The sequence below is a fragment of the Streptomyces sp. NPDC059874 genome, from assembly GCF_042731135.1.
Lineage (GTDB): Bacteria > Actinomycetota > Actinomycetes > Streptomycetales > Streptomycetaceae > Streptomyces.
On record NZ_JBHWJY010000142.1, the window covers coordinates 1 to 11,132 of the forward strand.

General features: G+C 70.6%; 9 protein-coding genes. 8 read left to right on the top strand and 1 reads right to left on the bottom strand.

Going from position 1 to position 11,132, the window contains the following annotated elements; genetic code table 11:
• Nucleotides 1-237 precede the first annotated feature (237 nt).
• Complete coding sequence (bldD, locus tag ACFV9H_RS40195) at nucleotides 238-738, bottom strand: transcriptional regulator BldD (RefSeq protein ID WP_385408746.1); 501 nt, start codon at nucleotides 736-738, stop codon at nucleotides 238-240.
• A gap of 263 nt (nucleotides 739-1,001) precedes the next feature.
• Here bldD and pyrR point away from each other — a divergent pair, with 263 nt between their 5' ends.
• From pyrR to pyrF, 8 genes are all read left to right on the top strand, one after another.
• Nucleotides 1,002-1,598 (top strand): bifunctional pyr operon transcriptional regulator/uracil phosphoribosyltransferase PyrR, encoded by a 597-nt coding sequence (gene pyrR / locus ACFV9H_RS40200; RefSeq protein ID WP_385408748.1) that lies wholly within the window; start codon nucleotides 1,002-1,004, stop codon nucleotides 1,596-1,598.
• 121 nt (nucleotides 1,599-1,719) lie between these two features.
• The gene (locus tag ACFV9H_RS40205; RefSeq protein WP_030294587.1) at nucleotides 1,720-2,709 is read left to right on the top strand and encodes an aspartate carbamoyltransferase catalytic subunit; all 990 of its coding nucleotides are present in this window, start codon (nucleotides 1,720-1,722) and stop codon (nucleotides 2,707-2,709) included.
• 2 nt (nucleotides 2,710-2,711) lie between these two features.
• A complete protein-coding gene (locus ACFV9H_RS40210; RefSeq protein ID WP_385408750.1) occupies nucleotides 2,712-3,998 on the top strand; it encodes a dihydroorotase in 1,287 nt (428 codons plus the stop codon).
• Nucleotides 3,995-4,576, top strand: coding sequence for a hypothetical protein (locus ACFV9H_RS40215; protein ID WP_385408752.1), 582 nt, complete (start codon nucleotides 3,995-3,997; stop codon nucleotides 4,574-4,576). Before ACFV9H_RS40210 ends, ACFV9H_RS40215 begins: the two co-directional genes overlap by 4 nt.
• The gene (gene carA, locus ACFV9H_RS40220; RefSeq protein WP_385408754.1) at nucleotides 4,573-5,727 is read left to right on the top strand and encodes a glutamine-hydrolyzing carbamoyl-phosphate synthase small subunit; all 1,155 of its coding nucleotides are present in this window, start codon (nucleotides 4,573-4,575) and stop codon (nucleotides 5,725-5,727) included. Before ACFV9H_RS40215 ends, carA begins: the two co-directional genes overlap by 4 nt.
• Nucleotides 5,720-9,028 carry a carbamoyl-phosphate synthase large subunit gene (gene carB / locus ACFV9H_RS40225; protein WP_385408756.1) on the top strand — a complete coding sequence of 1,103 codons (3,309 nt, stop codon included), beginning with the start codon at nucleotides 5,720-5,722 and terminating at the stop codon, nucleotides 9,026-9,028. The genes carA and carB overlap by 8 nt, the downstream gene beginning before the upstream one ends.
• Before the next feature lie 79 nt (nucleotides 9,029-9,107).
• Complete coding sequence (locus tag ACFV9H_RS40230; RefSeq protein WP_385408757.1) at nucleotides 9,108-10,220, top strand: quinone-dependent dihydroorotate dehydrogenase; 1,113 nt, start codon at nucleotides 9,108-9,110, stop codon at nucleotides 10,218-10,220.
• Complete coding sequence (gene pyrF / locus ACFV9H_RS40235; protein WP_385408759.1) at nucleotides 10,220-11,062, top strand: orotidine-5'-phosphate decarboxylase; 843 nt, start codon at nucleotides 10,220-10,222, stop codon at nucleotides 11,060-11,062. The genes ACFV9H_RS40230 and pyrF overlap by 1 nt, the downstream gene beginning before the upstream one ends.
• Nucleotides 11,063-11,132: the final 70 nt, after the last annotated feature.

The following is an 11,132-nucleotide window of genomic DNA, read 5'->3' on the forward strand; positions in this document are numbered from 1 at the left end:
TTGGTTGGTGGGGTGTTTTTTTTTTTCTCCCCCCCCGCCGCCCGCCGGGCGGGCGGCGGGGGGCGGCGCGGGGGGGGGGTGCGCCGGGGGGGGGGGCCCGCGGTGTCGCCGCGCCCCCCCTCCGCTTTGCTGCTTTGGCCATGGCTGTGGCTGCCCAGACGCAAAACGGCGGGTGTCGGGAGTCCTCTCGAACTCCCGGCACCCGCCGGTAAACGTTTCTGCTGGTACTGGCCGGGACTAGATGTCCTCGTGGGCCACCGCACGACGGGCATCCGCGTCCAGGACGCCCCAGCTGATCAGCTGCTCGGTCAGGACCGAGGGGGACTGGTCGTAGATGACGGCCAGCGTGCGCAGGTCGTCCTGGCGGATCGACAGCACCTTGCCGTTGTAGTCGCCGCGCTGGCTCTGGATGGTGGCCGCGTAACGCTGGAGCGGGCCGGCCTTGTCGGCGGGCACGCCCGCCAGGCGCTCCAGGTCGAGACGCAGCTTCGGCGGCGGCTCGGCAGCCCCGCCGGGAGTGGTGCCGGGCAGCAGCTCCTGCACCGGAACCCCGTAGAAGTCCGCCAGCTCGGCAAGGCGCTGGACGGTCACGGCGCGGTCCCCGCGCTCGTAAGAACCGACCACCACGGCCTTCCACCGGCCCTGGGACTTCTCCTCGACACCGTGGAGGGAGAGGCCCTGCTGGGTGCGGATGGCGCGGAGCTTGGCCCCGAGCTGTTTGGCGTATTCGCTGGACATAACGCTCCCGGACGCTGTGACGACATGACCACGTGCGGCTCCGCCGCGCGGCTGGTAACTCACTGTGAGGTTACGCAGCGTTACTTGGGTGCGTCAAGCCGAATGGTCTCCATCGCCCCCTCAAGAGGAGCCCCAGGAGCCCCGTGCGCGCCCCCGCGCACCAGCCCGGTGCGGGTTCGACGCCGCGCCCCTGGTACCGTGTGAGACGTACATCAGACGTCCTTTAAGGTCCGTCCCGTGAGGCGGAGAAGGAGGTCCTTTTCATGGACGCTCAGAACGCGCAGGCTCAGCCGGACCAAAGCGCCGATGTGGTGCGCCCCGTGTTGGAGGCGCAGGACATCGCCCGGGTCCTGACCCGCATCGCCCACGAGATCGTCGAACGCGCCAAGGGCGCCGACGACGTGGTGCTCCTCGGCATTCCCACCCGCGGTGTCTTCCTCGCCCGCCGGCTGGCCGCCAAGCTCGAAGAGATCACCGGTACGAAGATCCCGGTCGGCTCCCTCGACATCACCATGTACCGCGACGACCTGCGGATGAAGCCGGCCCGCGCGATCGGCCGCACCGAGATCCCCGGCGACGACCTCGACGGACGCCTCGTCGTCCTCGTCGACGACGTGCTCTTCTCCGGCCGCACCATCCGCGCCGCCCTCGACGCGCTCGGCGACCTCGGCCGCCCCCGCGCCGTGCAGCTCGCCGTCCTCGTCGACCGCGGCCACCGCGAACTGCCGATCCGCGCCGACTACGTCGGAAAGAACCTCCCCACGTCGCTGCGGGAGATCGTCAAGGTCCAGCTCCAGGAGGAGGACGGCCGTGACGCCGTGCTGCTCGGCCAGCGGACCGCCCAGGCAGCCGGGCAGTAGCCCACACGTACGCACGGGCCCTGGTTGGGGGCACCTCCCAGCGGTAGCCGGGGGAGGGTCCGCGCCGAGGCCTGCCCTGCCAGATCCCAGCCTGCCCTCCTGACCTACGGAGCCATCCAAGATGAAGCGCCACCTCATCTCGGCCGCCGATCTCACGCGCGACGACGCCGTCCTGATCCTCGACACCGCCGAGGAGATGGCCCGCGTCGCGGACCGGCCGATCAAGAAGCTGCCCACCCTGCGCGGCCTCACCGTCGTCAACCTCTTCTTCGAGGACTCGACCCGCACCCGGATCTCCTTCGAGGCGGCCGCCAAGCGGCTGTCGGCCGACGTCATCAACTTCTCCGCCAAGGGTTCCTCGGTTTCCAAGGGCGAATCCCTGAAGGACACCGCGCTGACCCTGGAGGCCATGGGCGCCGACGCGGTCGTCATCCGCCACCACGCCTCCGGCGCCCCCTACCGGCTCGCCACCTCCGGCTGGATCGACTCCGCGGTGGTCAACGCCGGCGACGGCACCCACGAGCACCCCACCCAGGCCCTGCTGGACGCCTTCACCATGCGCCGCCGCCTCGTCGGCCGCGACGCGGGTCTCGGCAAGGACCTGAACGGCCGCCGGATCACCATCGTCGGCGACGTCCTGCACAGCCGGGTGGCCCGCTCCAACGTCCAGCTGCTGCACACCCTCGGCGCCGAGGTCACCGTCGTGGCCCCGCCGACCCTGGTCCCGATCGGCGTCGAGAGCTGGCCCTGCGAGGTCTCGTACAACCTCGACGAGGTGCTGCCGAAGTCCGACGCTGTGATGATGCTGCGTGTGCAGCGCGAACGCATGAACGCCGCCTTCTTCCCGACCGAGCGCGAGTACTCCCGCCGGTACGGGCTCGACGGCGACCGCATGGCGAAGATGCCCGAGCACGCCATCGTGATGCACCCCGGCCCGATGAACCGCGGCATGGAGATCACCGCCGAGGTCGCCGACTCCGACCGCTGCACCGCGGTCGAGCAGGTCGCCAACGGCGTCTCCACCCGGATGGCCGTCCTGTACCTGCTGCTCGGAGGCTCCGAGCCCGCCGTCACCACCACCAGCACGCCCCGTATCGAGGAGAGCAAGTAAAGATGAGCAAGATCCTGATCCGTGGCGCGAAGGTACTCGGTGGCGAGGCGCAGGACGTCCTGATCGACGGCGAGACCATCGCCGAGGTGGGGCAGAACCTCTCCGCCGAGGGCGCGACCGTCATCGAGGCCGAGGGCCAGACCCTCCTCCCCGGCCTCGTCGACCTGCACACCCACCTGCGCGAGCCCGGCCGCGAGGACTCCGAGACCGTCCTGACCGGCACCCGCGCCGCCGCCTCCGGTGGCTACACCGCCGTCTTCGCCATGGCGAACACCTTCCCGGTCGCCGACACCGCCGGCGTCGTCGAGCAGGTCTGGCGCCTGGGCAAGGAGTCCGGCTACTGCGACGTGCAGCCCATCGGCGCCGTCACCGTCGGCCTGGAGGGCAAGCAGCTCGCGGAGCTGGGCGCCATGCACGACTCCGCCGCCCGCGTCACCGTCTTCTCCGACGACGGCAAGTGCGTGGACGACGCCGTGATCATGCGTCGCGCCCTGGAGTACGTGAAGGCCTTCGGCGGCGTCGTCGCGCAGCACGCCCAGGAGCCCCGCCTGACCGAGGGCGCCCAGATGAACGAGGGCGTCGTCTCCGCCGAGCTGGGGCTGGGCGGCTGGCCCGCCGTCGCCGAGGAGTCGATCATCGCCCGCGACGTCCTCCTCGCCGAGCACGTCGGCTCCCGCGTCCACATCTGCCACCTCTCCACCGCCGGCTCCGTCGAGATCGTCCGCTGGGCCAAGTCCCGCGGCATCGACGTCACCGCCGAGGTCACCCCGCACCACCTCCTCCTCACCGACGAGCTCGTTCGCTCGTACAACGCGGTCTACAAGGTCAACCCGCCGCTGCGCACCGAGAAGGACGTCCTGGCCCTGCGCGAGGCGCTCGCCGACGGCACGATCGACATCGTCGCCACCGACCACGCCCCCCACCCGCACGAGGACAAGGACTGCGAGTGGGCCGCGGCCGCCATGGGCATGGTCGGCCTGGAGACCGCGCTCTCCGTCGTCCAGCAGACGATGGTGGAGACCGGACTGCTCGACTGGGCGGGCGTCGCCGAGCGGATGTCCTTCGCGCCGGCGCGGATCGGCGGCCTGGCGGCCCACGGCCGTCCCGTCTCGGCAGGTGAACCCGCGAACCTGACCTTGGTCGATACCTCGTACCGTGGTGTCGTGGACCCCGCACACTTCGCCTCCCGCAGCCGCAACACGCCTTACGAGGGCCGTGAGCTGCCGGGGCGCGTCACTCACACCTTCCTGCGGGGCCGGGCAACGGTCGTGGACGGGACGCTGGCGTGACACCTGCAGTAATCCAACTGGCCGCCGAGGCCGCCGAACGACAGTCGGCGGAGGTGACGGACTGGGGCGCACGCATCGCGTGGGTCATCGGTCTGGTCGTCTTCATCGCGTTCGTGTACTGGCTGATGCGGCAAGGCTGGAAATGGCGCGGCGCCCTGCAGAACGACCTGCCGGAGCTGCCCGCCACCCCCGACGGTCTCCCCGCGCACCGGCTGGCCCTGACCGGCCGGTACCACGGGTCCACCACCGCCGGACAGTGGCTCGACCGGATCGTCGCCCACGGCCTGGGCGTCCGCAGTCGCGTGGAGCTCACGCTCACCGACGCGGGCCTCGACGTGGTCCGACCGGGTGCCACCGACTTCTTCGTACCGACCGCGCAGCTGCGCGGCGCCCGCCTCGACAAGGGAATCGCGGGCAAGGTACTCACCGAGGGCGGACTGCTCGTCGTCACATGGGCGCACGGCGACAAGCTGATCGACTCCGGATTCCGCTCCGACCGCGCGGCCGAACACGCCGCCTGGGTCGAAGCCATCAACCTCATGAACCAATCCATCACGACGGAAGGCGCCGAACGATGACGACCTCCACCAGGGGAGACAAAACTCCCGCCGTACTCGTACTGGAGGACGGTCGGATCTTCCGCGGCCGCGCCTACGGCGCCCACGGGGAGACCTTCGGTGAGGCCGTGTTCTCCACCGGCATGACCGGCTACCAGGAGACCCTCACCGACCCGTCGTACCACCGGCAGGTCGTCGTGATGACCGCCCCGCACGTGGGCAACACCGGCGTCAACGACGAAGACCCCGAGTCCTCCCGCATCTGGGTGTCCGGCTACGTCGTGCGCGACCCCGCGCGCGTCCCCTCCAACTGGCGCTCCCGGCGCTCGCTGGACGAGGAGCTGGTCAAGCAGGGCGTCGTCGGGATCTCCGGCATCGACACCCGCGCCCTGACCCGCCACCTGCGCGAGCGCGGCGCCATGCGCGTCGGCATCTTCTCCGGCAACGCCATCGCCGACGACGGCATGCTGCTCGCGAAGGTCCGCCAGGCCCCCGAGATGACGGGTGCGAACCTCTCCGCCGAGGTCGCCACCAAGGAGACCTACGTGGTCCCCGCCATCGGTGAGAAGAAGTTCACCGTGGCCGCCGTCGACCTGGGCATCAAGGGCATGACCCCGCACCGGATGGCCGAGCGCGGCATCGAGGTGCACGTGCTGCCCGCGACCGCCACCGTCGAGGACGTGTACGCGGTCAACCCGGACGGCGTGTTCTTCTCCAACGGCCCGGGCGACCCGGCCACCGCCGACGGCCCCGTCGCCGTCATGCAGGGCGTCCTGGAGCGCAAGACCCCGCTCTTCGGCATCTGCTTCGGCAACCAGATCCTGGGCCGCGCGCTCGGCTTCGGCACGTACAAGCTGAAGTACGGACACCGCGGCATCAACCAGCCGGTGCAGGACCGCACCACCGGCAAGGTCGAGGTCACCGCGCACAACCACGGCTTCGCCGTCGACGCGCCCCTCGACAAGGTCTCCGAGACCCCCTACGGCCGCGCCGAGGTCTCCCACGTCTGCCTGAACGACCAGGTCGTCGAAGGCCTCCAGCTGCTCGACCGGCCGGCCTTCTCCGTCCAGTACCACCCCGAGGCGGCTGCCGGCCCGCACGACGCCGCGTACCTCTTCGACCGCTTCACGTCTTTGATGAGCACCGCCCAGATGGAGGCCGATCGTGCCTAAGCGCTCCGATATCCAGTCCGTCCTGGTCATCGGCTCCGGCCCGATCGTCATCGGCCAGGCCGCCGAGTTCGACTACTCCGGCACCCAGGCCTGCCGCGTCCTCAAGGCCGAGGGCCTGCGCGTCATCCTGGTGAACTCCAACCCCGCGACGATCATGACCGACCCGGAGATCGCCGACGCCACGTACGTCGAGCCGATCACCCCCGAGTTCGTCGAGAAGATCATCGCGAAGGAGCGCCCCGACGCGCTGCTCCCGACCCTCGGCGGCCAGACCGCGCTCAACACCGCCATCTCCATGCACGAGCAGGGTGTGCTGGAGAAGTACGGCGTCGAGCTCATCGGCGCCAACGTCGAGGCCATCAACAAGGGCGAGGACCGCGACCTCTTCAAGGGCGTCGTCGAGGCCGTCAAGGCCAAGATCGGGTACGGCGAGTCCGCCCGCTCGGTCATCTGCCACTCGATGGACGACGTCCTCAAGGGCGTGGACACCCTCGGCGGGTACCCCGTCGTCGTCCGTCCCTCCTTCACCATGGGCGGCGCCGGCTCCGGCTTCGCCCACGACGAGGAAGAACTGCGCCGCATCGCCGGCCAGGGCCTCACGCTCTCCCCGACCACCGAGGTGCTCCTGGAGGAGTCCATCCTCGGCTGGAAGGAGTACGAGCTGGAGCTGATGCGCGACACCAAGGACAACGTGGTCGTCGTCTGCTCCATCGAGAACTTCGACCCGATGGGCGTCCACACCGGTGACTCGATCACCGTCGCCCCGGCGATGACGCTCACCGACCGCGAGTACCAGCGGCTGCGCGACATCGGCATCGCGATCATCCGCGAGGTCGGCGTCGACACCGGCGGCTGCAACATCCAGTTCGCGATCGACCCGGTCGACGGCCGCGTCATCGTCATCGAGATGAACCCGCGCGTCTCCCGCTCCTCGGCGCTCGCCTCGAAGGCCACCGGCTTCCCGATCGCCAAGATCGCCGCCAAGCTGGCCATCGGCTACACGCTCGACGAGGTCCCCAACGACATCACCGAGAAGACGCCGGCCTCCTTCGAGCCGACCCTCGACTACGTCGTCGTCAAGGCCCCGCGCTTCGCCTTCGAGAAGTTCCCGCTCGCCGACGCCACCCTCACCACCACCATGAAGTCGGTGGGCGAGGCCATGGCCATCGGGCGCAACTTCACCGAGGCCCTCCAGAAGGCACTGCGCTCCCTGGAGAAGAAGGGCTCGCAGTTCACCTTCGTCGGCCCGGTCGGCGACAAGGCGGAGCTGCTCGCCACCGCGGTCCGCCCGACCGACGGTCGCATCAACACCGTCATGCAGGCCATCCGCGCCGGCGCCACCCAGGAAGAGGTCTTCGAGTCCACGAAGATCGACCCCTGGTTCGTCGACCAGCTCTTCCTCATCAAGGAGATCGCGGACGAGCTGGCCGCCGCCGAGAAGCTCGACCCCGAGCTGCTCGCCGAGGCCAAGCGCCACGGCTTCTCCGACGCCCAGATCGCCGAGATCCGCGGCCTGCGCGAGGACGTCGTCCGCGAGGTCCGTCACGCGCTGGGCGTCCGCCCGGTCTACAAGACGGTCGACACCTGCGCCGCCGAGTTCGCCGCGAAGACCCCGTACTTCTACTCGTCCTACGACGAGGAGTCCGAGGTCGCCCCGCGCACCAAGCCCGCGGTGATCATCCTGGGCTCCGGCCCGAACCGCATCGGCCAGGGCATCGAGTTCGACTACTCCTGCGTCCACGCCTCCTTCGCGCTCAGCGACGCGGGCTACGAGACCGTGATGGTCAACTGCAACCCGGAGACCGTCTCCACCGACTACGACACCTCCGACCGCCTGTACTTCGAGCCGCTGACGCTCGAAGACGTGCTGGAGATCGTCCACGCCGAGTCCCTCGCGGGCCCGATCGCCGGTGTCGTCGTCCAGCTCGGCGGCCAGACCCCGCTGGGTCTCGCCCAGGCCCTCAAGGACAACGGCGTCCCCGTCGTCGGCACCTCCCCGGAGGCCATCCACGCCGCCGAGGACCGCGGCGCCTTCGGTCAGGTCCTCGCCGACGCCGGCCTGCCGGCCCCCAAGCACGGCACCGCCACCACCTTCACGGGTGCCAAGGCGATCGCCGACGAGATCGGCTACCCGGTCCTCGTCCGCCCGTCCTACGTGCTCGGCGGCCGCGGCATGGAGATCGTCTACGACGAGGCCCGCCTGGAGTCGTACATCGCCGAGTCCACCGAGATCAGCCCCACCCGGCCGGTCCTGGTCGACCGCTTCCTCGACGACGCCATCGAGATCGACGTCGACGCCCTCTACGACGGCCACGAGCTCTACCTCGGCGGCGTCATGGAGCACATCGAGGAAGCCGGCATCCACTCCGGCGACTCGGCCTGCGCCCTGCCTCCGATCACCCTCGGCGGCTACGACATCAAGCGCCTGCGCGCCTCCACCGAGGCCATCGCCAAGGGCGTCGGCGTGCGCGGTCTGATCAACATCCAGTTCGCGATGGCGGGTGACATCCTCTACGTCCTGGAGGCCAACCCGCGCGCCTCCCGGACCGTCCCCTTCACCTCGAAGGCGACCGCCGTCCCGCTCGCGAAGGCCGCCGCGCGCATCTCGCTCGGCACCACCATCGCCGAGCTGCGCGCCGAGGGCATGCTGCCGAAGACCGGCGACGGCGGCACCCTGCCGATCGACGCGCCGATCTCCGTCAAGGAGGCCGTCATGCCGTGGTCGCGCTTCCGCGACATCCACGGCCGCGGCGTGGACACCGTCCTCGGCCCGGAGATGCGCTCCACCGGCGAGGTCATGGGCATCGACGCCGTCTTCGGCACCGCCTACGCCAAGTCGCAGGCCGGCGCCTACGGCCCGCTGCCGACCAAGGGCCGCGCGTTCATCTCGGTCGCCAACCGCGACAAGCGCTCGATGATCTTCCCGGCGCGCGAGCTCGTCGCCCACGGCTTCGAGCTGATGGCCACCTCCGGCACCGCCGAGGTGCTGCGCCGCAACGGCATCAACGCCACCGTGGTGCGCAAGCTCAGCGAGGGCGAGGGCCCGAACGGCGAGAAGACCATCGTCCAGCTCATCCACGACGGCCAGGTCGACCTGATCGTCAACACCCCGTACGGCACCGGCGGCCGCCTCGACGGCTACGAGATCCGCACGGCGGCCGTGGCGCGCAGCGTCCCGTGCCTGACCACGGTCCAGGCGCTCGCCGCGGCCGTCCAGGGCATCGACGCGCTGAACCACGGCGACGTGGGCGTCCGCTCCCTCCAGGAGCACGCGGAGCACCTGACCGCGGCCCGCGACTAACAGCCCGTACGAAAGGGGGGCACCGGCGACAGCCACCGGTGTCCCCCCTTTCTTGAGCGCCAAAGGGATATTTCGGACGATGTACAAACTGTTCTTCAACCTGGTCTTCAAGCGGATGGACCCGGAGCGGGCCCACTACACGGCCTTCCGCTGGATCCGCCTCGCCGCCCGCACCCCCGTGCTGCGCACCTTCGTGGCCGCGGCCCTCGCCCCGCGGTACAAGGAACTGCGCACCGAGGCCCTCGGCCTGCGGATGCACGGCCCCTTCGGGCTCGCGGCGGGCTTCGACAAGAACGCCGTCGCCATCGACGGCATGTCGATGCTCGGCTTCGACCACATCGAGATCGGCACCGTCACCGCCGAAGCCCAGCCGGGCAACCCGAAGAAGCGCCTCTTCCGGCTCGTGCCGGACCGCGCGCTGATCAACCGGATGGGCTTCAACAACGAGGGCTCGGCGGCCGTGGCGGAGCGCCTGGCGACCCGGAATCCCATCTTCAACACCGTGGTCGGCGTCAACATCGGCAAGACCAAGGTCGTCCCGGAGGAGGAGGCCGTCGGCGACTACGTCACCTCCACCGAGCGCCTCGCCCGCCACGCCGACTACCTCGTCGTGAACGTCTCCTCGCCCAACACGCCCGGCCTGCGCAACCTCCAGGCGACCGAGTCGCTGCGCCCGCTCCTGACCGCCGTACGGGAAGCCGCCGACCGGGTGGTCACCGACCGTCGGGTGCCGCTGCTGGTCAAGATCGCCCCGGACCTGGCCGACGAGGACGTCGACGCCGTCGCCGACCTCGCCCTGGAGCTGGGCCTGGACGGCATCATCGCCACCAACACCACGATCGCGCGCGAGGGCCTCGGCCTTCGCTCCGACCCCTCCCTGGTCAAGGAGACCGGCGGTCTGTCCGGCGCCCCCGTCAAGGAGCGCTCCCTGGAGGTCCTGCGCCGCCTGTACGCCCGTGTGGGCGACCGGATCGTGCTGGTGGGCGTCGGGGGCATCGAGAACGCCGAGGACGCCTGGCAGCGCATCCTGGCGGGCGCCACCCTGATCCAGGGCTACAGCGCCTTCATCTACGAGGGCCCGTTCTACGCCCGCGCCATCCACAAGGGCCTGGCCGCGCGCCTGGCCACCAGCCCGTACGCGACGCTCGCCGAAGCCGTGGGCGCCGAGACCAAGACCCGAAAGGCAGCGTAGTGAGCCCTGTGACCCCGTTCGGCACCCGCCTCCGCGAGGCGATGGACACCCGCGGCCCGCTGTGCGTGGGCATCGACCCGCACGCCGCGCTGCTGGCGCAGTGGGGCCTGGACGACGACATCGCGGGCCTGGAGCGCTTCTCCCGTACGGTCGTCGAGGCGCTGGCGGACTCGGTGGCGGTGTTCAAGCCGCAGGCCGCCTTCTTCGAGCGGTTCGGCTCGCGGGGCGTCGCGGTGCTGGAGCGGACCGTCGCCGACGCGCGCGCGGCGGGCACCCTCGTGGTGATGGACGCCAAGCGGGGCGACATCGGCTCGACCATGGCGGCGTACGCCTCGGCCTTCCTGGACCCGACCTCGCCGCTCTTCTCCGACGCCCTGACGGTGTCCCCGTACCTGGGCTACGGCTCGCTCAAGCCGGCGGTCGACCTCGCCCGTGAGTCCGGGGCGGGTCTGTTCGTCCTGGCCCTGACCTCGAACCCGGAGGGTGCGGAGGTCCAGCGGGCGGTACGGGAGGACGGCCTGGCGGTGGGCGCGACGATGCTGGCGCACCTGGCGGCGGAGAACGAGGGCGCGGCGCCGATGGGCTCCTTCGGCGCGGTGGTCGGCGCGACGCTGGGGGACCTGTCCTCCTTCGACCTGGACATCAACGGGCCGCTGCTCGCGCCGGGGCTCGGCGCGCAGGGCGCGACCGCGGCGGACCTGCCGAAGGTCTTCGGCGCGGCCGTGCGCAATGTCGTCCCGAACGTGTCGCGGGGCGTGCTGAAGCACGGACCGGACGTCGAGGCGCTGAGGGCGAGCGCGGCCGCGTTCGCGGACGAGATCCGCGAGGCCGTCTCCGCGTAGCGGCTCCGCCCGACATTCCCACGCCCCGCAAACGCCGGCGGGGTCGGAAGTGCCCTCCGGGCACGCCGAC

What these genes read in the sequence shown, in the direction of transcription:
- ACFV9H_RS40205 (WP_030294587.1), top strand. Translation starts at nt 1,720, where the DNA reads ATGAAGCGCCACCTCATCTCGGCCGCCGATCTCACGCGCGACGACGCC.
- ACFV9H_RS40230 (WP_385408757.1), top strand. Translation starts at nt 9,108, where the DNA reads ATGTACAAACTGTTCTTCAACCTGGTCTTCAAGCGGATGGACCCGGAG.
- ACFV9H_RS40210 (WP_385408750.1), top strand. Translation starts at nt 2,712, where the DNA reads ATGAGCAAGATCCTGATCCGTGGCGCGAAGGTACTCGGTGGCGAGGCG.
- carA (WP_385408754.1), top strand. Translation starts at nt 4,573, where the DNA reads ATGACGACCTCCACCAGGGGAGACAAAACTCCCGCCGTACTCGTACTG.
- bldD (WP_385408746.1), bottom strand. Translation starts at nt 738, where the DNA reads ATGTCCAGCGAATACGCCAAACAGCTCGGGGCCAAGCTCCGCGCCATC.
- pyrR (WP_385408748.1), top strand. Translation starts at nt 1,002, where the DNA reads ATGGACGCTCAGAACGCGCAGGCTCAGCCGGACCAAAGCGCCGATGTG.